The sequence below is a fragment of the Staphylococcus sp. SB1-57 genome (genome assembly GCF_017086425.1).
In the GTDB taxonomy this organism is placed as follows: domain Bacteria; phylum Bacillota; class Bacilli; order Staphylococcales; family Staphylococcaceae; genus Staphylococcus; species Staphylococcus warneri_A.
Window position 1 is genome coordinate 136,684 of sequence record NZ_CP070964.1, and the last position, 26,762, is coordinate 163,445.

General features: G+C 33.2%; 28 protein-coding genes and 1 pseudogene. 15 read left to right on the forward strand and 14 right to left on the reverse strand.

Annotated elements, in window-relative coordinates; translation table 11 throughout:
- Positions 1-122: 122 nt before the first annotated feature.
- Positions 123-1,586: an alkaline phosphatase gene (locus tag JX000_RS00620; protein ID WP_206140764.1), complete on the reverse strand. Its 1,464-nt coding sequence runs from the start codon at positions 1,584-1,586 to the stop codon at positions 123-125.
- A 354-nt stretch (positions 1,587-1,940) separates the two neighbouring features.
- On the opposite strand from JX000_RS00620, the gene JX000_RS00625 reads away from it, so the two are divergent.
- The 4 genes from JX000_RS00625 to JX000_RS00640 all read left to right on the forward strand — a co-directional run bounded on the left by JX000_RS00625 (position 1,941) and on the right by JX000_RS00640 (position 5,706).
- The gene (locus JX000_RS00625; RefSeq protein ID WP_206140765.1) at positions 1,941-2,921 is read left to right on the forward strand and encodes an amidohydrolase family protein; all 981 of its coding nucleotides are present in this window, start codon (positions 1,941-1,943) and stop codon (positions 2,919-2,921) included.
- Positions 2,922-2,936: 15 nt separating this feature from the next.
- Entirely contained in the window at positions 2,937-3,533 is a 597-nt protein-coding gene (locus JX000_RS00630) for an isochorismatase family protein (RefSeq protein WP_206140766.1), read from the forward strand.
- A gap of 143 nt (positions 3,534-3,676) precedes the next feature.
- Positions 3,677-5,371: an ABC-ATPase domain-containing protein gene (locus JX000_RS00635; protein WP_206140767.1), complete on the forward strand. Its 1,695-nt coding sequence runs from the start codon at positions 3,677-3,679 to the stop codon at positions 5,369-5,371.
- Positions 5,372-5,442: 71 nt separating this feature from the next.
- A complete protein-coding gene (locus tag JX000_RS00640; protein WP_206140768.1) occupies positions 5,443-5,706 on the forward strand; it encodes a hypothetical protein in 264 nt (87 codons plus the stop codon).
- Between the two features lie 68 nt (positions 5,707-5,774).
- Here JX000_RS00640 and JX000_RS00645 read toward each other — a convergent pair whose 3' ends face one another.
- From JX000_RS00645 to JX000_RS00655, 3 genes are all read right to left on the reverse strand, one after another.
- Positions 5,775-6,134, reverse strand: coding sequence for a hypothetical protein (locus JX000_RS00645; protein WP_002451398.1), 360 nt, complete (start codon positions 6,132-6,134; stop codon positions 5,775-5,777).
- A gap of 198 nt (positions 6,135-6,332) precedes the next feature.
- A complete protein-coding gene (locus JX000_RS00650) occupies positions 6,333-6,683 on the reverse strand; it encodes a DUF4064 domain-containing protein (RefSeq protein WP_002451397.1) in 351 nt (116 codons plus the stop codon).
- A gap of 178 nt (positions 6,684-6,861) precedes the next feature.
- On the reverse strand, positions 6,862-7,035 hold the full coding sequence (locus JX000_RS00655; protein WP_002451396.1) for a hypothetical protein: 174 nt from the start codon (positions 7,033-7,035) through the stop codon (positions 6,862-6,864).
- 151 nt (positions 7,036-7,186) lie between these two features.
- Here JX000_RS00655 and JX000_RS00660 point away from each other — a divergent pair, with 151 nt between their 5' ends.
- The 4 genes from JX000_RS00660 to JX000_RS00675 all read left to right on the forward strand — a co-directional run bounded on the left by JX000_RS00660 (position 7,187) and on the right by JX000_RS00675 (position 10,536).
- Positions 7,187-7,855 (forward strand): response regulator transcription factor, encoded by a 669-nt coding sequence (locus JX000_RS00660; protein ID WP_206140769.1) that lies wholly within the window; start codon positions 7,187-7,189, stop codon positions 7,853-7,855.
- 89 nt (positions 7,856-7,944) lie between these two features.
- Positions 7,945-8,853 (forward strand): ABC transporter ATP-binding protein, encoded by a 909-nt coding sequence (locus tag JX000_RS00665; RefSeq protein ID WP_002451394.1) that lies wholly within the window; start codon positions 7,945-7,947, stop codon positions 8,851-8,853.
- A 1-nt stretch (position 8,854) separates the two neighbouring features.
- Entirely contained in the window at positions 8,855-9,610 is a 756-nt protein-coding gene (locus tag JX000_RS00670) for a hypothetical protein (protein WP_206140770.1), read from the forward strand.
- Positions 9,611-9,627: 17 nt separating this feature from the next.
- Positions 9,628-10,536, forward strand: coding sequence for a sensor histidine kinase (locus JX000_RS00675; protein ID WP_206140771.1), 909 nt, complete (start codon positions 9,628-9,630; stop codon positions 10,534-10,536).
- 67 nt (positions 10,537-10,603) lie between these two features.
- On the opposite strand, the gene JX000_RS00680 is transcribed toward JX000_RS00675, so the two are convergent.
- Complete coding sequence (locus JX000_RS00680; protein ID WP_206140772.1) at positions 10,604-11,281, reverse strand: hypothetical protein; 678 nt, start codon at positions 11,279-11,281, stop codon at positions 10,604-10,606.
- A gap of 198 nt (positions 11,282-11,479) precedes the next feature.
- On the opposite strand from JX000_RS00680, the pseudogene JX000_RS00685 reads away from it, so the two are divergent.
- Positions 11,480-12,860, forward strand: a pseudogene (locus JX000_RS00685) (YqeG family HAD IIIA-type phosphatase).
- Between the two features lie 56 nt (positions 12,861-12,916).
- On the opposite strand, the gene JX000_RS00690 reads toward JX000_RS00685, so the two are convergent.
- Positions 12,917-13,579: an ABC transporter ATP-binding protein gene (locus tag JX000_RS00690; protein WP_002451391.1), complete on the reverse strand. Its 663-nt coding sequence runs from the start codon at positions 13,577-13,579 to the stop codon at positions 12,917-12,919.
- A gap of 14 nt (positions 13,580-13,593) precedes the next feature.
- Positions 13,594-14,643: an ABC transporter permease gene (locus JX000_RS00695; RefSeq protein WP_107533073.1), complete on the reverse strand. Its 1,050-nt coding sequence runs from the start codon at positions 14,641-14,643 to the stop codon at positions 13,594-13,596.
- A 210-nt stretch (positions 14,644-14,853) separates the two neighbouring features.
- Here JX000_RS00695 and JX000_RS00700 point away from each other — a divergent pair, with 210 nt between their 5' ends.
- Positions 14,854-15,882 (forward strand): SDR family oxidoreductase, encoded by a 1,029-nt coding sequence (locus JX000_RS00700; RefSeq protein WP_206140773.1) that lies wholly within the window; start codon positions 14,854-14,856, stop codon positions 15,880-15,882.
- Positions 15,883-15,944: 62 nt separating this feature from the next.
- On the opposite strand, the gene JX000_RS00705 is transcribed toward JX000_RS00700, so the two are convergent.
- Positions 15,945-16,802, reverse strand: coding sequence for an SDR family oxidoreductase (locus JX000_RS00705; protein WP_145506505.1), 858 nt, complete (start codon positions 16,800-16,802; stop codon positions 15,945-15,947).
- 78 nt (positions 16,803-16,880) lie between these two features.
- Entirely contained in the window at positions 16,881-17,936 is a 1,056-nt protein-coding gene (locus JX000_RS00710) for a HoxN/HupN/NixA family nickel/cobalt transporter (RefSeq protein WP_422802313.1), read from the reverse strand.
- A 189-nt stretch (positions 17,937-18,125) separates the two neighbouring features.
- Here JX000_RS00710 and JX000_RS00715 point away from each other — a divergent pair, with 189 nt between their 5' ends.
- Positions 18,126-18,335: a zinc ribbon domain-containing protein gene (locus tag JX000_RS00715; protein ID WP_002466596.1), complete on the forward strand. Its 210-nt coding sequence runs from the start codon at positions 18,126-18,128 to the stop codon at positions 18,333-18,335.
- A gap of 193 nt (positions 18,336-18,528) precedes the next feature.
- On the forward strand, positions 18,529-19,431 hold the full coding sequence (gene rarD / locus JX000_RS00720) for an EamA family transporter RarD (RefSeq protein ID WP_002451384.1): 903 nt from the start codon (positions 18,529-18,531) through the stop codon (positions 19,429-19,431).
- Positions 19,432-19,500: 69 nt separating this feature from the next.
- On the opposite strand, the gene JX000_RS00725 is transcribed toward rarD, so the two are convergent.
- On the reverse strand, positions 19,501-20,919 hold the full coding sequence (locus JX000_RS00725; RefSeq protein WP_075778294.1) for an anion permease: 1,419 nt from the start codon (positions 20,917-20,919) through the stop codon (positions 19,501-19,503).
- Positions 20,920-21,138: 219 nt separating this feature from the next.
- On the reverse strand, positions 21,139-21,609 hold the full coding sequence (locus tag JX000_RS00730) for a DinB family protein (protein ID WP_145506502.1): 471 nt from the start codon (positions 21,607-21,609) through the stop codon (positions 21,139-21,141).
- Between the two features lie 159 nt (positions 21,610-21,768).
- On the opposite strand from JX000_RS00730, the gene JX000_RS00735 reads away from it, so the two are divergent.
- Positions 21,769-22,332: a tubby C-terminal domain-like protein gene (locus JX000_RS00735; protein ID WP_075778292.1), complete on the forward strand. Its 564-nt coding sequence runs from the start codon at positions 21,769-21,771 to the stop codon at positions 22,330-22,332.
- Between the two features lie 52 nt (positions 22,333-22,384).
- On the opposite strand, the gene pcp is transcribed toward JX000_RS00735, so the two are convergent.
- Both pcp and trhO read right to left on the reverse strand, forming a co-directional pair.
- Positions 22,385-23,023, reverse strand: coding sequence for a pyroglutamyl-peptidase I (gene pcp / locus JX000_RS00740; protein ID WP_002451378.1), 639 nt, complete (start codon positions 23,021-23,023; stop codon positions 22,385-22,387).
- A 111-nt stretch (positions 23,024-23,134) separates the two neighbouring features.
- Positions 23,135-24,097, reverse strand: coding sequence for an oxygen-dependent tRNA uridine(34) hydroxylase TrhO (gene trhO, locus JX000_RS00745; RefSeq protein WP_145506500.1), 963 nt, complete (start codon positions 24,095-24,097; stop codon positions 23,135-23,137).
- 333 nt (positions 24,098-24,430) lie between these two features.
- Between trhO and JX000_RS00750 the strand changes: the two genes are divergently transcribed.
- A complete protein-coding gene (locus JX000_RS00750; protein WP_002451376.1) occupies positions 24,431-25,402 on the forward strand; it encodes an SMP-30/gluconolactonase/LRE family protein in 972 nt (323 codons plus the stop codon).
- Between the two features lie 60 nt (positions 25,403-25,462).
- Here the strand turns inward: JX000_RS00750 and JX000_RS00755 are convergent, their stop codons facing one another.
- Positions 25,463-25,978, reverse strand: coding sequence for a YceI family protein (locus tag JX000_RS00755; RefSeq protein WP_002451375.1), 516 nt, complete (start codon positions 25,976-25,978; stop codon positions 25,463-25,465).
- Between the two features lie 222 nt (positions 25,979-26,200).
- On the opposite strand from JX000_RS00755, the gene JX000_RS00760 reads away from it, so the two are divergent.
- A complete protein-coding gene (locus JX000_RS00760) occupies positions 26,201-26,731 on the forward strand; it encodes a VOC family protein (protein ID WP_145506497.1) in 531 nt (176 codons plus the stop codon).
- The last annotated feature ends 31 nt before the right edge of the window (positions 26,732-26,762 follow it).

Genomic DNA, 26,762 nt, shown 5'->3' on the forward strand with positions numbered 1-26,762 from the left:
AAAAGCCAACTACCACAATAAATCAATGGTAGTTGGCTTTTTTGATATTTAACAATAGTAATTAAGACATGTTTCTCAATGATATTATGTCATAGGAGTAAGTTATGTTGCTTTATTTCATACTATGATGATGTGACGTCGCTGCTAAAGAAGTCGAATAGGTTTTTAGGTTGATCTGTGTTATCGACATTGCCTTCTAAGAAGTCTGAACCTGGTCCGTATGCGTATGTGTTAACATCTTCGCCAGTATGACCGTATGTTGTCCAACCTGTTCTTGATTTGTCGTTAATAGGTTTTTGGATAGCGTCTTGAAGTTTGCCTTGTTGTTTTTCAATTTTAGGATCGTCTTCATTTTTGGCTTTATCTTTTACATCTTTTAATTTATCTGCTTCGTCTTTGATTTTATCTATTTGTTTAGACTTCACGTCAAAGCCATATCCGTTCTTGATGACTTTTTCTACATCTTTACCCTCTGCAATCTGTTCTGTCATGTGTGCACCTGATTTGTTCATTTTATGGATAGCATCTGGGTTCCATTTATATTCCTCACCACTACCAATTGTCATACCACCAGTTGAATGGTCTGCCGTTGCGATAACTAAAGTATCATCACGATTTTCAGCGTATGACATTGCATTTTCAAATGCTTTGTTGAAACCGTCCATTTCTGACATGACACCTGTGACATCATTAGCGTGGGCTGTTTTATCGATTGAAGCACCTTCTACCATTAAGAAGAAGCCGTTATTATTTTTCTCAAGTTTATTTAATGCACTTTGTTGCATATCAGCTAACATTGGATTTTTCTTAGGTGCATCGATTTGTAGCGGCATGTTCTCTTCCGCAAATAGACCTAATACTTGGTCGCTCTTAGAATTAGCTAATTCATTTTTATTTGATACGACGTCATAACCATCTTTTTTGAATTTTTTATCTAGGTTTCCATTTTCTTTACCAAAGTATTTAGAGCCACCACCAAGAAGTACATCTACTTTATGTTGGCCGTTGATTTTATCATTGTAAAATTGTTTAGCAATTTCATCTTTTTTATCACGGTCGTCAACATGTGCAGCATATGCAGCGGGTGTAGCGTCAGTAATTTCCGCAGTCGAAACTAATCCCGTAGACTTACCGCTTTCTTTTGCTTGTTCTAATACTGTTTTTTGAGCTTGTTTGTTATTATCTACACCGATAGCACCATTAAATGTTTTCTTACCAGTACTTAATGCAGTTCCTGCAGCAGCAGAATCGGTAATATTTTCTTTATCATCATCATTATGTACGCGCATTGTTCCTTTAAGATAGTTGTCGAAGGCTGTTTTATCCATTTCTTTAGTTTTAGGATTATCAGCATAGTAACGGTAGGCTGTATTAAATGATGGTCCCATGCCATCCCCAATTAAGAAGATTACATTCTTAGGATTTTTAGTATTACCCATGGCAATGGCTTCGCTATTGTTAGCATTTTGACTATCTGGTGCTTGACCACCTGCTGAAGCTAGTGTTGGATGACTTGTGCTAAATAAAGTCGTCGTTAAAATTGAACCTGCAATAGTCATCTTTCCCCATTTTGAATTTAAAAACATATAAGCGTTCCTCCCAATATTATATATAATTGTTACATTAATAGGATAAAATAATTAAATTGATTTGAAGTAATTATTAAGTTAATGTTTTGTAAATTTATATTAAATTCCAATGGTGTAAATATACATTTGTATTAATGCATCATTTTATATTTGATTATTTTATAAAGAATTTCAATCGTTATAAATATGATTAGACCAATAATATGGATTACTATCATTTAGTAAAGTATTGAAAATTAAACCAACCCAATTATTCGCGTTATCATTGGGTAAGCGTTATAATTCATTTGATTTAAATATAAATGTAGTTTGAGGTGTTTTATATCTCTTGCTGTAAGGAGGCTTTTTTATATGACTCAATCTAAACCAGTCATTGCTGTTGAAGAACATTTTGTTATAGAGGAGTTAGATTCTTTTAAAGATGAAGATCCTAATGGTCCACATGCGAAAGCGGTAGCACCTATCATGAACCGTTTGAAGAACTTAGGTGACAATCGTATTGCTGAAATGGATGAAGCGGGAGTGGCAAAGCAAATTGTGTCTCTAACTGCACCTGGCACACAACAATTAGAGAGAGATGAGGCAATCCAACTGTCTACTAAGGCAAATAATTTACTTGGTGAAGCAGTTCAAAAGCATCCTGAAAGACTTGCTGGATTCGCAACGCTACCCACCATTGAGCCAGAATTAGCCGCACAAGAATTAGAGCGTACTGTGAATGAATTTGGATTTAAAGGTGCGATTATAAATGGTCATACGTTAGGAGAATATTTAGACCATCCTAAATTTGAAATAATCTTTGAAAAGGCTGAACAATTAAATGTACCTATCTATTTACATCCAGCCATTCCGCCTGAGAATGTAATCGATACGTATTACAAAGGTAATTATTCAAGTGATGTGGCAATGCAATTTGCTTCTGCTGGATGGGGTTGGCACATCGAAACAGCTATTCACTTAATTCGCATCGTGTTGAGTGGTACATTTGATAAATATCCCAATTTAAAAATAGTGACAGGACATAATGGGGAAGGTGTATTATACGCACTTCAAAGATTGGATACTTTAATTCCACCACAATTGTCTCATCTAAAGAAAAAAGTCAGTGATTATCTTAAAGAGAATATTTATTATTCAATTTCTGGTTATACTTATGCACCACCATTTATGCAAATGTATGAACAAGTAGGTGCTGATCATATTTTATATTCTAGTGACTATCCATATGTTTCTATGAAAGATACATTAGATTTTGTTGATCAATTAGATATCAGTGAGGAAGATAAAGATAAGATTTTATACAAAAATGCACAGCAATTATTTAATTTATAGAGGAGTATGATATTAATGGATAATCAATTAGAACCACTTAATCCTAAAAACGTAGCATTTATAGCTGTAGATTTACAGAAAGATTTACCGATGACGTATCATCCCTATCCATACGCTACAATCACTGAAAATGCGGGTAAATTAGCACGTGCATTTGAACAAGCAGGTGCATTGAATGTCTTTTTCCAAGTTGGTACTACAGATGGTAAGGATATGTTAAATCCAATTGCCGATAGAAGTATGGTGGCTAAAGGTGCTGCTGATATGGGTGACCGTCAAAAATTTGATCAGTTAACACCTGAATTAGATGACATTAAGCACGCGCTCCGTATTACAAAACATCAATGGGGTAGCTTTTATGGTACGGAATTAGATTTACAATTAAGACGTCGTGGTTTAGATACCATTGTCTTAAGTGGTGTTGCGACAGGTTTCGGTGTAGATACAACAGCTAGAGAAGCGTATCAACATGGGTATCATATTATTTTTGCTGAAGATGCGATGGGCGCATTGTCAGAACAAGAATATGAGTATGAAGTAAACTATATATTCCCATTCATGGGGCGTGTACGTAAAACAGACGATATTATTAACGCAGTTTGGTCAGAATAACGTCAGTCTAAAATAGAATAATAGAATCAAAACAAAAGTCATTTTTAGTTTTATAGCTAAAGATGGCTTTTATGTGTTTAGTGGAAAATGGCTATCGGGTAGTATGAATGAATAGATGATTCAAATACTAAGGAGAATGATTAATGAAACAAGCACAAGACTTAAAAAAGACATTATTTCAATTAGATGGTCAAAAATACGGTGCTTATAAACGTATTAAAAATGTCTATGATTTTAATGACTTTCAATTAGCCATTGATCATATACAAGTGGATCCATATGCGCCGCCATCTAAAATAAGATTAATCATTGATAGAGATATTGTAGGGATACCAGATAAATATTTAGATTCTGAAGATAAGCGTGTAGCTGTTGCTGACTTTTTAACAAGAAATGTCGCACATGTATTGAAATCGTTAGTTTCTAAATCAAAGGGACAATACAAATTATTGATCGATCGTTGCGGTCAAGAAATGTTGAAAAGAACATCAGTAGTAATTAACAACAATAATATAGAGGTGCGTCTTGAGGTAGGTCTTCCAGCTGCAGGACGCAAAATATTAGGCAAAGCTGCAGCAACAACACTGACCGAACTATTACCTCAACTTGTATCTCAAGCACTTAACTATCAACAAATTGATCAAGTATCGTTAAAACAACAGGTTGAATTAAAATTAAATCAAACTTATATTAGAGCGCAACTTGAGCAACAGGAACTTATCGCATTTGTAGCTAATGGTGCCATATTACCGAGGAAAAGTGGTATATCTGATGGACCAATGTCCAAGGCTAAATCATTTATAAGTCCTAAGTCATTTGAGACGACTATGCATGTGCCGTTTGGTGAAGCGGTGAAGGGTATGGGAATACCTAAAGGCATTACCCTTATTGTGGGTGGTGGCTATCATGGTAAGTCAACATTATTACAAGCATTAGAGAGAGGTGTCTATGACCATATTGCTGGTGATGGACGAGAATATGTTATTACCAACGACAGTGCCATGAAGATTCGTGCAGAAGACGGTCGTAGTGTTGAAAAAGTGAATATACAGCCATTTATTGATCACTTGCCAGGTAAAAAGGATACAAGTCAATTTTCAACGGATGATGCCAGTGGTAGTACATCACAAGCTACAAATGTCATGGAAGCACTTGAAGCACAATCAAAAGTAATGTTAATTGACGAAGATACCTCGGCTACGAATTTTATGATTCGTGATGGCCGTATGCAAAAGTTAATAGCGCCCGAGAAAGAACCGATTACACCATTTTCAAATAAAGTGAAACCATTATATGATGACTATGATGTATCGACTATTTTAATTGTAGGTGGGTCAGGCGATTATTTTGAAGTGGCTGATCAAGTACTGATGATGGATGAATATGTACTCAAAGATGTCACTGAAGAAGCTAAGGCAATAGCGCATTCCACTGGATATGAAAGAGATATGATTTCACAACAATCATTTGGTAACATCCCGTCAAGAGTCCCACTTACATCAAGCTTTACTAAAAAGGGTAAAGATGGTCGGTTAAAAGCAAAAGGCCAACATGCAGTGATGTATGGTAAAGAGCCGATTGATATATCTGGGTTAGAACAATTAGTAGATGATAGTCAGACTAATTGTTTGGCAATGATGTTAGATTATATGCAACGTCATAAGGTGAATAACGAGCAGACGATTGTAGAGATAGTCGATGCAGTTTATCAATTGATTGACGAGCAAGGCTTAGAGGCTATGTCACATCATCAAGGTCATCCAGGTAATTTAGCTTTACCACGTAAACAAGAACTGATAGGTACGTTGAATCGCTATAGAGGGTTGCATGTGAAATGATATAAATGTAATGATGAATACAGAGATGAATGAAGTATTTTTAAATTTTAACGAAAGGACGGAATAACACGTTGAAATTTTTGAGTATTTTCTTTCCTGTTATTATTTATGTCATCATTTTAGCGTTGCAATATTTTTTATCTCGAACAGGTAGTAAAATATTAGGTTTAATTATGCCAATTGTATTAGTTGTAGGTGTCACATATGGTTATATGATGAATTATTTTGAATTAGGATTAATGCCTATCATCTTCTTAACAATTATGGGATTATTTATGTTATTAGGAGAATGGCAACGTGCACAACAAGCTAGAAAATCAAAAATGAAAGAATAATGAGATGCGCATGTATCTAGAAGTACTAGAAGTACTTAGATAACATGCGCATTAATGTATGATAGATGTTATTTAATAAAAGGTTTGTTGTCATAATATTCTGCTTCAGTCATCAATCGACTTTTTCGCTGTATACCGTAATCTTCTTTGAAACAATGCTCTCCTACTTTTAAATAGGGCACTACAGTTGCTCTAAATTTTACTTTTTTATAAAGAAGTGAAAAAGCAATGTCATAATATTTTTGTCGCTCAAACAACCATATATGGTCAATCATAGCGCCATTAATTTGAACATCTTTTAATAAGATTTTGACATTGCGCAAATATGGAATATCGCGATTCAATTTGTTTTTATAGCCCACATATTCAACTCTACCAGTGACTACGACATTTTTATTACGAAATGGTCTTAATTGTTCCCTAATCATCTATGTTCCCCTTAAAATATCACTTATTAATGAAATAATATCACAAAATTATAAAAAGTGACCAAATATCATTTGGTATAAATAAAAAAGTAGTGCTATTGAAGTGATTTGTGCTATTGATTACATTTGATGTTGTAGGGAATATTAAATTAATTAAAAAAACCTTCATCGGATAAGTTGATGAAGGTCAGTGCGTTGTTATTTTCGAATTAAAGCTAGAATACCAGCAACTAAAATTAAAATACCTGATAAGATACCAAAGAAACCGATAAAGATGAAGTTTAAAAGGCCACCAATAACTAATAAAACACCCATTAAAACTCTTTTCTTATTGATGATACAACTTAAGATTAAAGTGATAATACATGTAAGGATGACAGCGACACCTAGTCCGAAAACTTGTCCGCTATCTGAAGCTTCAAATTCATTACCGATACTACCCACCATAATCGCAAATAATCCACCAAGCATACCGAAAATACTTCCCATAATACCTAGAATCATTTCCGCTACTCGGTTTGTTGGTCTTTCAAACTGATAATTATCCATTATGTCACCTCGTTATTTTTCATAACTTAAATATATACTATTAAACAAATTAAATAAATAGTTTTGTAACAATCTTTTAAATATTAAATACTTAATTTCAACAAAAACATTCAAATCACAAAAAGAAGTTGGACGCATTTTAATAATGTGTCCAACTTTATTTGAAAAACGATTCGTTTTAACTATGATTGTCTTTAAACGCTCTAACAAAATAATAAATACTAATACATGCGATAATAAGAAATGGAATAAATACAGATAAACTAAAACCATGGATAATATTCCAAACAATCATGACAATAGCTAATAAACAGACAATCACACACGCTAACATTTCAATTTTACGTAGCATGATGTATAACCTCCAATGTATTTGAAACATGGTATTGTAAATATATAATGATTCTAATAGTTTAATTATAAAGTAATTTATAATGTTGTTAAAATAATTAAATATGAAAGATTACTCATTAAAAAGTTATAAAGAAAAGGTAGGTCTTAATATGTCATATAACGCATTAATCGTTGAAGATGATATAGATATAGCACATATTTTATCTTTAACTCTTACAAAGATGACGGTACATACAACTATTAATTATTCAGGTCAAGAAGCGCTTCAAACATTAAAAAATAATCAGTTTGATTTAGTGATTTTAGATTTGATGTTACCAGAATTAAGTGGTGAAGAATTGCTCCCATATATAAAAGAAAATACATATAGCAAAGTTATAGTTATATCTGCTAAGACTGATGTAGAAGAAAAAGTAAAACTATTAGATTTAGGTGCAGATGATTATATGACTAAGCCATTCGATGCTAAAGAAGTAACAGCTCGTGTTTCAGTTCAACTGAGAAATTTAGATAACAAACCTCAAATGGAGCAACTTAAATGGAAAAATCTTACTTTGGACATTAGTAAGTATCAAATGTTCTATAAAGATACTGAAATTAATTTAACTAATTCAGAGTTCGAGATTATGAAGTTGTTAATGCAATATCCTGAGAAGGCATTTTCAAAGCAAAAGATTTATGAATCCATACAAGGTATTTATTTAGGTGATGACAATACCATCAATGTACATATATCTAATATTAGAAAGAAGATAGCGCTGCATACAACTAAAATATATATACAAACAGTGTGGGGGATTGGGTTTATGTTGATCTAAAATCTTTATGATTTCTTTATATTTTACTTAAAGGAACTTAAGGAATATTTCGTTATGTTAAGTGTAAGAATAGCGAAGGAGATGATTAAATGAATCCAGTCTTACAAACAAAGCAATTATCTAAAAAGTTTAAACATGACTATGGGTTACAACCTACCGATTTCAATCTTTATGAAGGAGAAATATGCGCGATTATCGGACGAAATGGCGCAGGTAAATCGACGTTATTTAAATTAATTGCGAATCAAATCCATCCTACGAGTGGTAGTATCAAATTGTTTGGAGAAGATGGCTATAATATTAATAATCAGGGGCGAAAAAGAGTAGGATTTATGATTGAAACACCAGAATTTATATCTAATTTTACTGCTTATCAAAATCTATACTATTTTAGTATTCAACGTGGTGTTACGAACAATGAAAAAATAGAAGAAGTATTAACGCTAGTGGGTTTGAAGAATGCCACTAAAAAGGTAAAGCAATATTCATTAGGAATGAAGCAAAGGCTTGGTATAGCTTTGGCTTTATTGACAGGGCCAGATATATTAGTACTAGATGAACCGATTAATGGATTAGATGCACAAGGTATTAAACGTTTTCGAGATTTAATTTTAAAATTAAACGAAGAAAATGGAATTACAATATTAATATCTAGCCATATTTTAAATGAACTACAACAGCTTGCGTATCGATTTGTATTCATTGAAAAGGGCGAAATTATTGAAGATATAAGCAAAGAACAAATGCTCAGTAAAGGGAAGCGTCAATTGATAATAAAAGTTGATAAACCTGAAAGCGCAGTAAGAATATTAGAAGAACATATTGAAAATATTAAATATAAAGTATTGCATAATAAAGAAATTGTTATAGAACCACCCAATATAGAAAGTAGTGATATTAATCAGTTACTACTTAATAATAATATCGCAGTTGAAGAATTCAAGATTGAAACAACGAATTTGGAAGATTATTTCTTGAATAAGGGAGTGGAAAAATAGCATGATTAATTATATGAAAAGTGAGCTTTATAGAATATTTCATAGTAAAGGATTATATATATACTTAATTGTTTGTAATGTTCTAATGATACTTGCGGCACTCACATTATGTTATTTTGATAAAACGGAAAATAATTTTCCTTATGGTAATGCTAAGTTTTTCTATACTAATGTGATTACAGCTGGATTACTCATCTTGGTTATTGGTGCATCCATGAACATGTTAGTGAATAGTAAGCAAAACAAAGCTTTAAATAAAATTTCAATTTCTTTTGATACAGCAGTTTCATCAATTTATTGGGGCAAATTTATAGTTTATATCCTGAGTTTCTCAGTTTTATCTCTTATTAGTACTGCTGTAACAGTTATATTAGGTATCACATTATTTGATTTTGATCAAACAGCACTCACGAATTATTTAATAGCGTTAGTTAATATGGCCCCTATTGTATTTGGTGGTCTCGCTCTAGCCCATGCTATTAATAGTTTTAAAGCTAATCTTGCAATAGTTATCATTATTATTAGTATTTTTTACTATCAATCTGCAATGATATTACAAGTATTGACGATGATCAGTCATAAATTTGATGTTATTTATGATAATTCTCCAACAGAGCTATTTAATCAAAACTTTAAAGCATTTATGCAGGAGTCAAGTCAGTTTGGGATTCATTATTGGTTAATAGGTGTATTATTAGGATTGATGTTTTTAATGGTAGGTTATTTAATTTATAGAAATAAAGAGTTTACAGACTAATTTAAGGAAGTTATTAAATGATAATCAGTATGATATTAGCACTCATTCTTGTTGTTATAATTTATAAATATTTATTGTTGAAATATGATATGACTCAATTAACGAAACAATTAAAATATATAAAACATCATATTAATTCGAATCAAATTATTCGAACTAATACTCATCATAAACACTCAGTTAACCTGATTAATGAAATCAATGACGTGTTAAATGCAAAGAGAAAAGAAGTTGTGAAATATAAGCAACAGGAATTACTGTTAAATCAAGAGATTACCAATATATCTCATGATATTCGAACACCTTTAACAGCTATTAAAGGATATGCTAACTTTATGCAGGAGATTGAAACAATAGATGAAGTCAATCGTTATGCTAAGGTGATTAATAGTAAAACAGATAACCTTATCAATATGGTGGATCTATTTCATGAAATGACTAAATTAAATTCAGGAGATTATGCTTTAAATATACAAGAAATTAATATTGATGAATGTTTAAAAGAACAATTTTTATCGTATTTCAACCAATTTGATAACAAGTCTATTAATGTATTATTTAATGAGGATGGTACGCACTTAGTCAAAGCTGATCGAGTATGTTTAGAACGGATTATCAATAATTTAATATCAAATATTCTTAAATATGGTAAGACATATGCGAAAATTAAAGTTTTCGATAACAAAGACAGGGTGCTTATTGAAATACAAAATGATACTGATGAACCATTAAGTGATGGTGATCAAACTAACTTATTCAAAAGATCTCAAACACTTGATGCCAGTAGACATAATGGTAGTACGGGATTAGGTTTATACATGGTTAAGCGATTAGTAGAAGTACAGAATGGTAGAATTACAGCTGCTTACCAAAATAATCAGTTCTATATATCTATTGAATTGCCAAGAGTAAATAGACAAAAATAATGATAAGATGTCAAAATAAATTAAAACCTGTTCTCAACAATGTCGTTGGGAACAGGTTTGTTATTGTTTAAATAATTTTTTCTTTATCCATGTATTCATGTACTTTGTTGATTTGTTCAAAAAATGAGCCATCAAATCTGTTATCGAAGAAAGCACTACCTATAGTGAAGGGCCATGGTGACGCATTTTTAATAAGATCTAATTTATCGTAATTATCAATACTACCAGCTACGCATACAGGTCCGTTTACATTTTTAACAAACGTTGTAATTAATTCATCAGCATCACCAATATATCGATAACCTAATAAATCTATACCATATACACCTTTGTTTAAATAATCATTGGCTTCTTGTACCATATCATCAATGTCTCCCTCTAATAGGGAAGGTCTGCCACTAATTTTTCCAACGAATGGCATATATTTTAAATTATTTAATTTACAGAAATTATGAATAGAATCAAAATATGTTGTCCCCATTAAAATGTCGCAACCACATTCAGCTGCAATCTGCGCCCCTTGTAATCCCTTTTCTTCATCGTATTCTACAACTTCTAAAAATGTAGTCTTACCATATGATTTCATATAAGCATAAAGTTGTTTCATTTCGTCTTTAGGTATGCCTTGTTCTTTAAATCCCCAAAATTTAGCTTGTGAATATTTACATGATTCAAAAATATCTGATGCATTTTTTACTGTAAAATCATTATGAGTCAACATAACTGTAAGTTCGCTTCTATTCATTTTATTTCTCCCACCATTTATTTATTAACTATATTAATATTTGTTATTTTAATGTTAATTCTAGGAAATAACAAGTATTATTTTTAATAAAAAACAATATTTACATATAATATTAGATTGACTTACAAAAGAGTGTCGATTATCATTTGTTGTGTTATTATTAAAATGTATTGCAATATAAAAATGAAATAATTATTAGTGAGGTTGAAAATATTGAATCTTTTATTTCCATCAGTATATTTAGATAGTGTTTATGCGATAGATTATGAAAAAGTTAAAGAATTGGGCTATAAAGCTATTATTTTTGACATAGACAGTACTTTAGTCCCTCATGGTGATGACACAACTGACCAAGTAGATGAATTATTTGCACACATTCACGATGTAGGATTAAAAACATTGTTATTATCTAACAATAGCGATGAACGAATTGCGCTTTTTAACAGAAATATTCAAACTTTATATATCCCTATGGCGAATAAACCTCACAAACCTAATTTTTTAAAAGCTATTGATATGTTAGGTGTTAATCGCTCTGAAGTTTTACTTGTTGGTGATCAAATATTTACAGATGTTTTAGGGGCAAACTTATGTGGCATTGACAATGTATTGGTTAAATTCTTAAAACATAAAGAAGATATCAATATAGGGAAAAAACGCCAAGTAGAAAAACTCATTTTACAAGTTTATACACTTTTATATAAAAAGAGAAAGCATAGACTATCAGATATAGTAGTAGGAGATTATAGAAAAATGGATAAAAAGAAAAAATTGTTCTGTGAAATTCATCCCGCTTTTTATGCGATTTCAGTACGCAAAGGTATATTGAAAAGACACGTTGATAATCTAAGACAAAAAACAAAGTTTGCTCGTACATTAAAAAAAGAACAATTGCCAAATGTGGTTCATAGTTATTCGACACACTTGATTAAAAAAGGTAAAGATATTGATCCTGAATTACAATACAATAAAGCATATAATATTCAACTAGCCTCTTCTAAAATGGATGGGATTACAATAAAACCCGGGGAAGAATTTTCATTTTGGAAGCTAGTGGGTAAGAAATAAGAAAAATGGTTATAAAGATGGCAGAGTCATTATAAATAACAAAGTACAACCAGGTATGGGGGGTGGACTTTGTAATTTAGCCAATTCAATCAATTTACTTATACAACATAGTCCATTAGAAGTTACGGAATTACATACACATTCCGATGCTTTATCACCGGATCATGGCAAGCGAGTACCATTCGGAACAGGCACGTCTATTACGTATAACTACATTGATTATCGTTTTAAAAATACAACGGATCAAACGGTTCAGATTAATTTATGGGTTGAAAACGAAACCTCTTATGCTGAGCTAAGAAGTGAAAAGCCGTTTCCAGTCAAATTCAATTTGATTGAAAGAGATCATCATTTTACTAAAGTAGATGGTAAATTTTATCGTAAGTCTAATATCTATAAAGAAACAATTGATAAGAAAACGAATAAAGTCATAAAAGAAGAGTTAGTATATAAGAACAATTCTGAAGTATTGTTTGATTATGATTTAATACCGAAAGATTTAGTAGTATAAATTAAACAAAATAAAACCTGTTCTCAACAATGTCGTTGGGAACAGGTTTGTTATTGTTATTGAGCTTGCAACACACCGTCTTGCATGTGATAGACTTTGTCGCAGAATTGGGTTAATCGCTCGTCGTGGGTAACGATAATGCATGTTTTGTTTCGTTGCTTTGTTTGATGTTCTAAGATTTTCATAACGGCCATCGCGTTGTCTGTATCTAACGAAGCAGTGGGTTCATCGGCCAATATGATTGATGGGTTAGTGTAGATTGCTTTGGCAATGGCAACACGTTGCTTTTGACCACCTGATATTTCGCTAGGGAGTTGGTTCTCTATTTCGGTCAGGCCTAATTGATTTAGTAAATCTTTATATTCATCTTTATTGAGTACATCTTTTTTATACTTTTTAAGTAACTGAAATTGTTGTTTAACCGTTAAGAATGGTACTAAATTAGTGGATTGTAGAATAAATCCAATTTCTTGAATTCTAATACGGGCAAGGGCCTTTTGTTTTAATTGGGTAATATTTTGTTGATTAATCCATATGTCACCCGTAGTAGGTGTTTGTAATGCACCTGCCATTGTTAAAAAAGTGCTTTTCCCAGAACCAGATGGCCCTACAATGGCGATGAGTTCGCCTTGATTAAACGACAAATCAGTTGATTTAACAGCTTCTATCGTTTGGTTACCATCTTTAAATGATTTTGTGACAGCTTTAAATTGTAACATCTGCATACTCCTTTCTATCCAATTGCTTTCAATGGATCAATTTTTCTAATAGATAAGACTGAAAATAGACTTCCTAATAATGAAATAATGATGAGTACTACACCAAATATAAGTAGTGTAATCATATTAAACTGTATTGGAACAGCATCAGGCAGGATAGTGCTTGTTAATAATGTTAGTATCAGTCCAATTGCCGTACCAATCAGTGACAATATAAAGGTTTGTGCTAATACCATTTTAGCTAGATAGGTATTAGTGAAGCCTTGTGCTTTTAAGACGCCGAATAGATTTGTCTTTTGTAGCGTCATGACATATAAGAACACACCGATAACCGTTGCTGAAATCACAAATAGGAAAGAAATCATAAAGTTTAAAGTTAGATTTTGAGCTTTATAACCCGGTAAATTTTCAATAAATGCATTGATAGATACGCCTTCTAAATCACTATCGAGTTTATGATCTTTCCAATTTTTATCTTTCACGACAATGGCATTGGTTTTATCTTTTGATAGCGCTGGATTGATCTTTTCAATCGTTTTGTTATTAGAAAAAATCACTGGTGATGCATTGTACTTCGCACTTTCTGTAATACCTACGACCTTCAATTTTTCGTCTGATTGTGACAATGATAATGTATCGCCAACTTTGAATCCTTTATCTTTAAGGGTTTGGTCAATCACCACTTCATTGGTCTTTTTTACTTGATGCCCGTCAACTAATTTTGGCACTAAAAATGAATGAGATGTCACACCGAAGAGTAAGGCATTTTCTTCTTTTTGTTTATTTGAAACGATCACGCCTTGTTGTTTCAATGGTGTTGCTTGTTTGAAGTCGTCTTTCACTTTGGATTGATCAAATACAGATTGTTCTACGGTTTGATTGGCATCCTTATTTAAAATAATAGCGTCAGCATGCCACTTTTCAATGCCTTCTGTATTCATTTTGATTAACCCGTTTGCCAGTCCAGATAATAAAAATAATAAATAGCTAATGAGTACTAAAATCCCAATAATTAAACTGAATTTAAGTTTGTTTCTTTTAATTTCATTCCAGGCTAAGAACATTAAATTGTATCCTCCTTTGTAAATAGATAAGGCCGTTGTATAGCTTATCGTGATTAGATTACTTTAAGATATCATTTTTTACGCTTATTTCATAAAATTTCGGTTGATTTAAAATAATAACAAAACATTGGTAATATTCATATAATTAGTTGAATGTCATATAACCTGTTATAATCAAAGCTCAAATAAGTTAACCTGAGGAGGTTAAATATGAATGAACAAGTCTTGGTCACAGGTGGTAGCGGGTTCTTAGGAATGCGTATCATTAGTGAACTATTAAAAGATGGCTATGAGGTACGTACGACGTTACGTTCTTTAGATAAAAAGAAACAAGTAATTAAAACATTAAATGATCATCACATAAAAACTGAAAAGTTATCATTTGTAGAAGCGGATTTATCAAAGAATGAACATTGGAATGAAGCGATGAAAGATTGTAAATATGTATTGAGTGTCGCTTCACCAGTATTCTTTGATATTCCAGAAGATGAAACGGAAGTCATTAGACCAGCGATTGAAGGTATCCAACGAATTTTGAGAGCAGCGGAGAAAGCGAATGTGAAACGTGTAGTGATGACGTCAAACTTTGGTGCTGTCGGATTTAGTAATAAAGACCAATCTAGTATCACTACCGAAGAAAACTGGACAAACCAAGATGAACCGGGATTGTCAGCTTATGAAAAATCTAAGTTATTAGCAGAGAAGGCGGCATGGGACTTTGTTAAGAATAAGGATAATGATTTAGAATTTGCGACGATAAACCCTGTAGCAATGTTAGGCCCATCATTAGATAGCCACGTATCGGGAAGTTTTAATATTATTAAAAATTTAGTCGACGGGTCATTAAAACGTGTGCCTAATATCCCATTAAATGTAGTTGATGTCAGAGATGTGGCGCGTTTACACATTTTAGCGATGACTACACCTGAGGCCAATAACCAACGATTTATCGCCACGGCAGACGGACAAATTTCAATGCCAGAAATTGCCCAATTAATTAAACATCAACGTCCTGAATTAGCTACTCAAACATCTACAAAGAAATTGCCTAATTTTGTATTAGGTTTAGGTGCGAAGTTTAATAAAGAGGCTAAAGAAGGTAAATTGTTACTTGATATGAATAGAAATGTAAGTAACGAACACGCTAAATCAATACTTGGTTGGCGCCCAATTGGAACACAAGAAGAGGCAATTCTAGAAGCGCTTGATAGTATGGCTAAATATAACTTGATTAAATAAATTAAAAAAGCAGTAGTAGGTCAGTGTTTAAAATGACTTACTACTGCTTTTATGTTGTATATCTATTTTCCTAATAATTTAACAACACGACGTTGTTGTTCTTTACCCGTTGGATCAGCTTGTGTTTTGAGTTCGGTAAATGCTTCAGACCAGTCTGATGTACGAGTACGAATAGGTGGTTCTTCCATTTCTAACGTATTAAGTATGACGGTAGCGACTTCTTCAGAAGTTTGAGAGGACCCCGTGCCATAATTTTCTTTAAGACCACCTAAGTATGAATCAAGAACTGGCTTGTACTCATCGTCCTTAAGACCGCCCGTAGACTGTAGCTGTGCCATCACATTATTTGTAAATTCTGATTGAATGCCTCCTGGTTCGATGAGAGTGAATTTAATATTGAATTCCGGCTGAACGTAACTTGCCATTGCTTCCGTATAACCTTCCACACCGAATTTAGTTGCACAATAAATTTCGTTAAATGGTTGACCTACAAGACCACCAACAGAAGATATATTAATGATACGACCGTCTCTTTGATTTCTCATATATGGTAAGACTGCTTTTGTCATACGGATAACGCTCATTAAGTTTAAATTCAATTGCCACATGATTTCATCATCTGTTGCAAGTTCTGTTGTTTTAACAAAGCCAGCACCTGCGTTATTAATAAGGATATCAATACGACCTTCAGTATTGATAATGTCAGTAACGACTTGATTGATATGATCTAAATTTGTAACATCTAGTTGTTTGACTTCTAAGTCGATACCGTCTTGCTGTGATAATTGTATGAGTACATCTTGCTTTTCTAAATGACGCATCGTTGCGTATACTTTATATCCATTTTTAGCCAGTAGTGAAGCAGTTTCTAAGCCTAAGCCTGTTGAAGACCCAGTAATTAATGCGATTTTTTTATTCATGAACGAATACCCCGATTATTTTTATTTAATTGATTAGTTGCGCTAAGTTTACGTGGTTATCAATGGAATAGCAAAGATTTAAGACCAACGTTGCTCAACTTTTCCGAATTTCCAAATCAGTGTTGAAATCAACCATGTGATTAAGAACAAACCAACCAAAATATAACCTAAATAGTCAAATTGAATGGATTGAATTAGTGACCAAAAGCCACCAGATAACGCCAATTTATCAGCCATAATTTGTAACAACTCTATTAGGCCAATTATTAAAGCTGCGATAACTGAAATGGTTGTAATTGTAATGTTGTAATAGATTTTACGAATAGGATTAAAGAATGCCCAGTTGTAGGCAGATTTCATCACTACACCATCTAAGGTATCTAATAAACTCATACCCGCCGCAAATAAAATAGGTAATGATAAGATACCTATAAATGAAATAGCTTGTTGAGAAGCACCGGATGATAACGCGAGCAATGCAATTTCGCTTGCTGTATCAAACCCTAAACCAAAGAGGAAACCTAATGGTAATACGTGCCAACTTCTACTGATGACTTTGAAGTAAGGTCCTACAAATCGAGTGATAAAGCCTCTAGATTCTAATAGCTCATTCACTTCCTCATTATCAATGCCCTTTTGTTTACGTAATTTCATAAATAATTGAACTAGAGATACTAGAATAATTAAATTTAAGATACCAATTAGAACTAAGAAAAATCCGGAAACTAACGTGCCAATCGTACCACCTATGTCTTGGAAATGGGGTAATTCACTTTTAGCCCATTTGACTGAGATACCTAGTAATACAGCCATTAAAAATACGACTGTAGAGTGACCGATTGAAAAGTAGAAACCGACACCGACAGGATCGCGACGTTGTTGTAATAACTTCCTAACTGTATTATCGATAGCAGCGATATGATCGGCATCGAAAGCATGACGTAAACCTAACGTATATGCCAATATACCCATGCCAAATAAAATATGATGATCTTTACCTGCAAACCATAAAAAGCTAAATCCAATAATGTGTAGTAAGATGACAATGCTTATGTATGGTAACCAACTTAATGATTGTCGTTGCATTGATTTCAAAATAATACCCTCTTTCTGATAAACATAATAATTAATCATACTCCGATTAATGATAAACGCATAGAAAATTTTATTAGTGTAACAAAAATGTTATGACGAAAATAAATTAGTTTTAATTATTATTTAATTGATATTGCAATGAAATAAGGTCAACAGATTAAACGTTTGATCGATTGCATTGTCAGGTATAGATTAATGGCAAGTCTGTAAATAAAGGGGAGATGACAAATGGTTGAACATCAAGGGTGTGTTAAATGTGGACATACTGAAGTCGAAGAAGGTACACTATCTGCAACAGGTTCAGGACTCTCAAAAGTGTTCGATTTACAACATAATAATTTTATAACGATTACTTGTAAAAATTGTGGTTATACGGAATTTTATAAAGATGATAAGAATAGAAAATCAGATATCATTGATCTCTTTTTCGGTGGCTAGTGACTGACTATGAGTCCTTAAATATACTATCTTTAATCGTTGATAATGAGTATATGAATGAACATCCCAATTGTTGAATTAAGCGTTCAATATGTTGGGGTGTATTTTTATAAACAAACTATTGTTTTTCTGATTCATTTATTAGTAGACTGATATTATTATAACGATTGAGATGTGTGAAGGGAGGACTTTGATGAATAATGAATATAAAAAAGGCATATTTTTCGCACTAGGTGCATATGTTTTATGGGGCATTTTGCCTATATATTGGGAATTGATTCATCATATTGGTGCATTTGAAATTTTAGCCTTTAGGATTATCTTTTCAGCGATATTCATGATTTTTATTTTAATCATTGGCAAGAATCAAAGGCAAGCATTTATTCGAGATGTCAATCAATTGGTGACACATCCTATACAACTTGTAGCCATCGTCGTTGCTGGTTATGTGATAACGATTAACTGGGGAACGTTTATATGGGCAGTGACGAATGGACATGTATTACAATCTAGTTTAGGTTATTATATTAATCCGTTAGTGAGTATCTTATTAGCGCTCATTTTCCTAAAAGAACGATTTAATAAATTTGAATGGTTAGCGATTCTATTTGCATTTATTGGCGTACTTTACATGACATTGAAAGTAGGAGAATTCCCAATCGTTTCACTCATGTTGGCATTTTCATTTGGGATTTATGGATTATTGAAAAAGGTTGTCCATATCGATGCGATTAGTAGTATTACAGTAGAATGTATTGTCACGGCTCCTGCAGGATTAATCTATGTTGGTTATTTATGGCAACAACACCAACTTAGCTTTGGTATGAACATGTCATCGTTCTGGTTATTATTCTCTGGTGCGATTACAGCGATTCCTTTAATACTATTCTCAGCAGGCGCAAAACGTATTCCATTATCTTTAACAGGGTTCATCCAATATGTTGGACCGACCATTATGTTTGTTTTAGGTATCTTCTTATTTAACGAACCGTTTGATATCAATCAGTTGATTACGTTTATATTTATTTGGATAGGTATTGTGTTATATAGTACATCTCAATATTTAAAAATGAAAAGAAGACCAATTACAGAATAAGAAAAATCATCACCTTTACCCAAGAAAATGTGGTATAGGTGATGATTTTTTTAATTGATATTGAATTGATTAAAATATACCGATTAATTTCATCCATAATGAGCCTAAGCCAATCCAGATGATAAAGTAGACGAATCCTAATACGATATTCATTGTCCACCAACGTTTTTGTGTGATGTAGCCTGAGCCATAAAGAATAGGTGCTGGACCACTACTATAGTGTGTTGTTGACGCTAATAAGTTACCGAAGAACCCAAGGATTAAAGCACTGAATAATGGAGGTGCTCCGGCTGCGACTGCCACGCCTAATAATGCGGCATACATTGCACTGACATGTGCAGTTGCACTTGCGAATAAATAATGTGAATAGAAGAAAAATAGTATAAGTAACACAATGACAATTGGCCAACTTAAACCATGTAAGCTATGTGCAATCAATTGACTCAACCATGGAATAAATCCTAGTTGGTTTAACTGATCTGCCATGAGTACAAGTACTGAGAACCAAACTAATGTATTCCATGCACCTGTTTCATTTAAAATATCTTTCCATGTTAAGACACCTGTAAGTAACAGTAATGCTAACGCGATAAATGCTGTTAATGTTGCATCAACATGGATAAGGCTACCTGTTACCCATAATGCTAATGCCACAATAAAGATACCTGTCATGAATTTTTCAGCAATGGATATAGGTCCCATATTGGCTAATTCATTTTCAGCCCACTGTTTAGCATTGGGTGTTTCCTTTACAGTAGGTGGATACATTTTATAAATAATAAATGGTACGACGATTAAGGATACTAGTCCGGGTACAAGTGCAGCTAAAAACCAATTCATCCATGTAATATGTACATGCGCAGTTTTTTCGGCTAAGTTTTGAGCTAGTGGATTACCTGCCATTGCAGTTAAGAACATTGCTGCTGTAATGAGGTTACCTTGGAATTCAGTGAAGATGAGAAAGGCACCCATTTTACGTTCTGTACCGTCTTTAGGACTTGAACCAAATGATTCAGACAATGATTTAATAATAGGGAACATAATACCACCGGCACGTGCAGTATTACTTGGTGTAGCAGGTGCTAATATTAAATCGACACCTACTAATGAATAAGCTAAGCCCAAGGTCTTTTTACCGAACAGTTTGACGAATTGCAGTGCGATTCGACGCCCTAAACCCGTTTTAACAAAGCCTCTTGAAATGAAGAATGCCATAGCAATAAGCCATATACTATTATTTCCGAAGCCTTGGACAGCGGTTTTAATATCTACAACACCAACCAATACGGTTAACGTAAATCCAATAATAGATACAGCGCCAATGGGCATAGGTTGTGTGATACAAGCGATGATCGTAGCGACAAATATCGCAAACATATACCATGCTTGAGTATCTAGTGCATCTGGTTTGAAGGGGGTTAATGCCCATATGAGTAAACCAACTACAATAGGAAGAATAAACTTTTTGTATTTTACATTATTTTCCAAGATGAGTTTCCTTCTTTCTTTCTATTAGGAGATTCATTAATACACCACTAGGATAATCCTATTTATAGTGAATGTACAGAGGGTTTGAGTAATTAATTGAGAATCATTTTCGGTGATTTAGGACATAAAAAAGGACCTCACTTAACAAGTGACATCCTTTAAATGGTGATAACCTGAGATACTGTTTTAACAACCAGACTATCAAAAAGCATTGTTGAATTATTGTTGTTTTATAATACGTGCCATTTCTTCAATTTTACCAGCGTGAAGCGGGATATGAATAGCATTTAACATTAATAATCCTTCCACTGTGGAGAATCCTGCAATGGGTTGATCTAGTGTTTGTGCTAACTGTTCATCTGTTAATTGTCTTGCACGTTCAGGAATAGTTTGAATATCTTTTAAAATCTCATCGATATTCGGCACATCACCTTCAATTTGAGGCCAGTCAGCTGGTTTAGATCCAGGCGCAAATAGTTGTCTATAGCGTTCTAAATCAACCACATGTTGATTGCCTTTAGATAATGCATTTTCAAAAACAGTTAATACATGACCGAATTGCCAATGTATATTATTAGGAAATACATCACTATCTTGATCTAAAATATCTTCAACTTTCCAACTATCATACATATTTACTAAATAATGAACACCCGTATCAATAACATCATAAACCGTATTCGTCATCATCCATCTCTCCTCTGTATAAAAAATATACTTAATCGTTCTAATTGTGTTTACCCAGAATCATCATATCTTAGACATTATTAAATGAGTGTGATGACTTCAGTATATATAGTAAAATGATTTTAATAGTACAAATTCAGTATTAAAAGAGGTGGCAGTAGGATGTATAAGTATAAAAAGAGGAATCCTTTTTCTACCCAATCATCTCCAGTTTATGATGAAGGGAACCAACATATTATTGATATACAGAAAGTTTTTCGTAATCCATTTCAAAGAATCGTAAGTATAGTCACATTATCTTTAAGATTTAGAAGATATGAATTGAGGAATTCAGCAGGAGAAATCGTTGTCGAAGCTAGTGCAAAGTCTGTGTTAGAGGGTAAACATTTTGAGTTGTATTATCATGACAAGGGCAGCACACAAAAGGTTTTATTTGATAAGAAAAGTAGTGGAACAAAGGATACGTATGGCATTATTAAATTAGATAATCGAATTTTAAATATATATGCTGATGAAAATAATCAGACGCACATGAAAGATGCTAAATTAGATCGTGATATTGCATATTGGAAACAAGTTGGAGACTACGCAGAAATACGTGGTGGAGAAGATCGGTTTTTTGAAGATCATAAGATCTTGTGCATTGCGATACTTCATATCTTTGCAGTGAATCATGTCTATACACGTCATAAAGGATGGTCAATGATAGGACCGCCTACGATATAAAAATTAGCCAAGAATGATAGTAGTAGGTCATTCTTGGCTATTTTTATATGAATTAATGTGTCTCACCTAAAGCAATTTTGATGTCATCATTTCTGTCAATTGCTTCAATTGCTGCGATTAAACCTTTAACAATTGTGTCCAATGACAATGAGGGTGATTGAGATGTTGATTCGACTTGTTCTGGAATATAAGGCACATGAATGAATCCAAATAGCAGGTTAGGAAAGCGTGTAGCATTTAAGTAACCGAGTTGATATAAAATATGATTACATACAAACGTACCTGCACTGTTTGATAGTTTTGCAGGGATGCCTTGTTGTTTGATATTTTCTGTCATTCGTTTAACAGGTAAATTTGAAAAATAAGCTGGTGCACCCTTAGGTTGTATAGGAATATCGATAGGTTGTTGTCCGTCATTATCAGCTATTCTCGCATCATCTATATTGATCCCGATACGTTCAGGGGTGATTTCTGCACGACCACCGGCTTGACCTACTGCAACTACAGCATCATATTGTTCAGAATCTAACGCTTGTTGTATGACATTCATCACTTTATGAAAGACAGTTGGCACTTCTAACTTTGTAATATCATGCTGTCCGATATGGTCAGGCAATTGCTTAACCGCCTCCCAAGAAGGATTAACTTGATTGCCCTCAAATGGATCAAATCCAGTAACTAGAATCTTCATACGCCCACCTCTTAATATGATTTATTTATATAGTATCATTTAAACCCAATGACTCAATAAAAAAACAGGTCGTAAAACGTATCGTTTTACGGCCTGTTTTAAATATTTTAATTATGCGTGTGCATGTTCTGGAACGTCTTTGAAGTTTTCTAAACGACGTTCCCATTCTTCATCACTAATATCATGTGTTGCAACGTAACGGTTGCGTTCATGTTTTGCACAGTCGTATGAGCATGCGCCTAAATATTTTTCTTCATTTTCTTCTGAAACAAGGATTTGTTTGTTACATTCTGGGTTGGCACAATTGATATAACGTTCGCAAGGTGTGCCGTCGAAATGTTCTTTACCTACCATTGTTTTCTCAACTTGGTTAACATCTACGCTAATACGTTCATCGAAGACATACATTTTACCATCCCAGTATTGGCCTTTGGTTTCTGGGTCTTTACCATAAGTTGCGATACCGCCGTGTAATTGACCAACGTTTTCGAAGCCTTCTTTAACTAACCAGCCTGAGAATTTTTCACAACGAATACCACCTGTACAATATGTGACAATGTTTTTACCGTCTAATTTGTCTTTGTTGTCGCGGATCCAATCTGGCAAGTCTCTGAAACGTGTAATGTCTGGACGCACAGCACCACGGAAATGACCTAAATCAAATTCGTAATCATTTCTAGCATCTAAGATGACTGTATTTTCATCTTCAAGTGCTTCTTTGAATTCTTTTGGTGAGTAGTATTTACCAGTTGTTTCACGTGGATCTACATCTTCTTCTAAATCAAGTGCAACAATTTCTTTTCTTGGACGTACGTGCATTTTCTTGAATGTGTGACCTTCAGCTTCGTCAATTTTGAATGTCATATCTTTAAAACGTTCGTCTGCATGCATATGTTCAATATATTTGTCTGTATCTTCCTTAGTACCTGATAGTGTACCGTTGATACCTTCTGTTGATACTAAGATACGTCCTTTTAAGTTATTCTCTTTACAGAAGTCTAAGTGTTCTGCAGCAAATGTTTCGGGATCTTCAATCGTTGTATATTTGTAATATAAAAGTACTCTATAATCCATTTTCTATTCTCCTCTAATCTCTTAATCTATGTGTTTTACATCATTATTTATTCATTGTTAAACGTTTCATTAATGTCTACGTATTTTTACACCATTATAATATTGTACCAAAATTAGCAAATGATTCAATATCTCAGCTTATAAATCATTCAAGTGACTGAGTATTTAAATGTATTTTACTAAGATATAAAACTGACAAAATAAGGCAATAATGATTTGAAAATGTTCTTATGTCACAGAATCAGCAAATTGGTTATACCCCTCAATGACTTTAAATTTAATTTCAGATAAAATAGTGATGATATCATTATATATGAAAGAAGGGGTATGAAAATGGAAAATAATGGTTTACCAACATTAAAGTATGAGGGGCTATCGGCTAGTGTGGCGCCGATTGTTTCGGAAAGTGAATTGCAAACGATAATAGCTGAACCATGGGTGGAAATCTCGGATAAAGGATTACAACTTGAGGGCTTAAACTTTGATCGTGATGGGCAATTATTCTTACTCGATGTCTTTGAAGGTAATATCTTTAAAGTTAATCCTGATACTAAAGAAGTGACACGTCCATTTAAATCGAAAAAAGAAAATCCAGCAGCTATTAAAATTCATAAAGACGGTCGATTATTTATATGTTATCTAGGGGATTTCAAATCGACAGGTGGCATATTTGCTACAACTGACAAAGGAGAACAATTTGAAGAGATTATTTCAGAATTAAATACGGAATATTGTATTGACGATATGGTATTTGATAGTAAAGGTGGCTTTTATTTTACTGATTTTAGAGGTTATTCAACTCATCCGCAAGGCGGTGTATATTATGTATCACCAGATTTTCAAAAGGTGATACCTGTGATTCAAAATATTAGTGTCGCAAATGGTGTAGCCTTAAGTACAGATGAACGTGTGCTTTGGGTGACAGAAACGACTACGAACCGATTACACCGTATTGAATTAGAGGAAGATGGTGTGACAATTGCACCATTCGGCGCGACGATTCCTTATTATTTTACTGGCCATGAAGGTCCAGATTCTTGTTGTATTGATAGTGATGATAATTTGTATGTTGCGATGTATGGACAAGGAAGAGTCTTAGTATTCAATAAAAAAGGCTATCCTATTGGACAAATTTTAATTCCAGGTCGAGATGAAGGTCATATGCTACGCTCTACGCATCCACAATTTATTCCTGGTACAAACCAACTTATTATTTGTTCAAATGACATCGAAATGAGTGGGGGATCGATGTTATATACGGTAAATGGATTTGCTAAAGGTCATCATAGTTTTCAATTTCATTAAATAAGAGTATGAAAAAAACGGTTTTCTACGTATATGTAGAAAACCGCTTTTAAATATATATTAGTCTTGAATAGAAAATTCTGCTGAAACTTCGAATTTTACTTCTCTACCTAACATTACGCCACCAGTTTCTAATGCTTGGTTAAAGCTAATGCCATATTTTTCTCTATCGATTTTACCGGTTACGATGAAACCAGTTACTTGTTCACCGTTCATAGGATTTTTACTTACGCCATTATATTCAACGTCGAATTTTTCTTCGTGTGTTTCGCCTTTGATTGTTAAGTCACCAACAACACTATTTTCACTTACTTCTTTAGATACGAAAGTGATTTTGTCGAATTCATCAGTACCGAAGAAATCGCCTGTTTTTAAGTGGTTGTCACGGTCTTCGTTACCAGTATTGATTGAAGCAGGATCAATTGTTGCAGTTGCTTTTAAAGTACTTAAATCGTTAATATCGCCTTCAACGTTAACGTCGAATTTTTCGAATGCACCTTTCACCTTTGAAACCATTAAATGTTTGATTTGGAAATCTAATGCACTGTGTACGCTATCGAATGTAAATTGAGTCATAATTAACTCCTCCGTTTTCTCTTTTTAAATATATCATTTATATTTGATATAAAGAATATACCACGTTAGTTATAGAAAAGCAAACTTTTTATGATTAAATCTTCAAAATGGCATGCCTTTACTACTCTCGATTATATTTAACTCTTAAATGTGTCGAATGAAAGCATAATGGGAAAAATTATACAAAATGGAAAATTATTATAAACAGGGGTGTTATCGAAGATGAGTATCACAAGAGGTATCAATCATATTGGGTTAACAGTTCCAGACATTGAAGTAGCGACAGAATTTTTCAAACAAGGATTAGACGGGAAAGTGGCTTATGACAGTCAAACACAAAATGATAGCCCTAGAGAGGGTGAGTTTGTTGAAGAGGTGTTAGGTCTTGAGAAAGGTGCCAAAATTATTAAAAAAAGAATGATGGTTTTTGGTAATGGTCCAAATATTGAACTATTTGAATTTAAAGATGCATCACAACAACAAGCCGTATCTTTACAAGACATAGGTTTTACTCATCTTTCATTCTATGTAGATCACTTTGATAAAGCTTTGTCACAAATCAAACGTGCAGGTGGACAACCTATATCTGAACCTCATCTAAATACACGTTATGAAGATACGAAAGATAATCAAACGGTTTATGTTAAGACACCGTGGGGAAGCTTAATTGAGTTACAAACGATACCAAATGGTTATTATTATCCTCCTGATAGTGAAGCGGATGTATTTATTCCGAATAAAATTGATGATTGATGTCATTATTGTTCGAAAGTGGGTATAAGTG

What these genes read in the sequence shown, in the direction of transcription:
- JX000_RS00700 (WP_206140773.1), top strand. Translation starts at nt 14,854, where the DNA reads ATGAATGAACAAGTCTTGGTCACAGGTGGTAGCGGGTTCTTAGGAATG.
- JX000_RS00705 (WP_145506505.1), bottom strand. Translation starts at nt 16,802, where the DNA reads ATGAATAAAAAAATCGCATTAATTACTGGGTCTTCAACAGGCTTAGGC.
- JX000_RS00760 (WP_145506497.1), top strand. Translation starts at nt 26,201, where the DNA reads ATGAGTATCACAAGAGGTATCAATCATATTGGGTTAACAGTTCCAGAC.
- JX000_RS00675 (WP_206140771.1), top strand. Translation starts at nt 9,628, where the DNA reads ATGATAATCAGTATGATATTAGCACTCATTCTTGTTGTTATAATTTAT.
- rarD (WP_002451384.1), top strand. Translation starts at nt 18,529, where the DNA reads ATGAATAATGAATATAAAAAAGGCATATTTTTCGCACTAGGTGCATAT.
- JX000_RS00620 (WP_206140764.1), bottom strand. Translation starts at nt 1,586, where the DNA reads ATGTTTTTAAATTCAAAATGGGGAAAGATGACTATTGCAGGTTCAATT.
- JX000_RS00710 (WP_422802313.1), bottom strand. Translation starts at nt 17,936, where the DNA reads ATGATTAATTATTATGTTTATCAGAAAGAGGGTATTATTTTGAAATCA.
- JX000_RS00730 (WP_145506502.1), bottom strand. Translation starts at nt 21,609, where the DNA reads ATGATGACGAATACGGTTTATGATGTTATTGATACGGGTGTTCATTAT.
- JX000_RS00690 (WP_002451391.1), bottom strand. Translation starts at nt 13,579, where the DNA reads ATGTTACAATTTAAAGCTGTCACAAAATCATTTAAAGATGGTAACCAA.
- JX000_RS00715 (WP_002466596.1), top strand. Translation starts at nt 18,126, where the DNA reads ATGGTTGAACATCAAGGGTGTGTTAAATGTGGACATACTGAAGTCGAA.
- pcp (WP_002451378.1), bottom strand. Translation starts at nt 23,023, where the DNA reads ATGAAGATTCTAGTTACTGGATTTGATCCATTTGAGGGCAATCAAGTT.
- JX000_RS00665 (WP_002451394.1), top strand. Translation starts at nt 7,945, where the DNA reads ATGAATCCAGTCTTACAAACAAAGCAATTATCTAAAAAGTTTAAACAT.
- JX000_RS00735 (WP_075778292.1), top strand. Translation starts at nt 21,769, where the DNA reads ATGTATAAGTATAAAAAGAGGAATCCTTTTTCTACCCAATCATCTCCA.
- JX000_RS00630 (WP_206140766.1), top strand. Translation starts at nt 2,937, where the DNA reads ATGGATAATCAATTAGAACCACTTAATCCTAAAAACGTAGCATTTATA.
- JX000_RS00750 (WP_002451376.1), top strand. Translation starts at nt 24,431, where the DNA reads ATGGAAAATAATGGTTTACCAACATTAAAGTATGAGGGGCTATCGGCT.
- JX000_RS00660 (WP_206140769.1), top strand. Translation starts at nt 7,187, where the DNA reads ATGTCATATAACGCATTAATCGTTGAAGATGATATAGATATAGCACAT.
- JX000_RS00645 (WP_002451398.1), bottom strand. Translation starts at nt 6,134, where the DNA reads ATGATTAGGGAACAATTAAGACCATTTCGTAATAAAAATGTCGTAGTC.
- JX000_RS00650 (WP_002451397.1), bottom strand. Translation starts at nt 6,683, where the DNA reads ATGGATAATTATCAGTTTGAAAGACCAACAAACCGAGTAGCGGAAATG.
- JX000_RS00680 (WP_206140772.1), bottom strand. Translation starts at nt 11,281, where the DNA reads ATGAATAGAAGCGAACTTACAGTTATGTTGACTCATAATGATTTTACA.
- JX000_RS00670 (WP_206140770.1), top strand. Translation starts at nt 8,855, where the DNA reads ATGATTAATTATATGAAAAGTGAGCTTTATAGAATATTTCATAGTAAA.
- JX000_RS00635 (WP_206140767.1), top strand. Translation starts at nt 3,677, where the DNA reads ATGAAACAAGCACAAGACTTAAAAAAGACATTATTTCAATTAGATGGT.
- JX000_RS00655 (WP_002451396.1), bottom strand. Translation starts at nt 7,035, where the DNA reads ATGCTACGTAAAATTGAAATGTTAGCGTGTGTGATTGTCTGTTTATTA.
- JX000_RS00755 (WP_002451375.1), bottom strand. Translation starts at nt 25,978, where the DNA reads ATGACTCAATTTACATTCGATAGCGTACACAGTGCATTAGATTTCCAA.
- JX000_RS00625 (WP_206140765.1), top strand. Translation starts at nt 1,941, where the DNA reads ATGACTCAATCTAAACCAGTCATTGCTGTTGAAGAACATTTTGTTATA.
- trhO (WP_145506500.1), bottom strand. Translation starts at nt 24,097, where the DNA reads ATGGATTATAGAGTACTTTTATATTACAAATATACAACGATTGAAGAT.
- JX000_RS00695 (WP_107533073.1), bottom strand. Translation starts at nt 14,643, where the DNA reads ATGTTCTTAGCCTGGAATGAAATTAAAAGAAACAAACTTAAATTCAGT.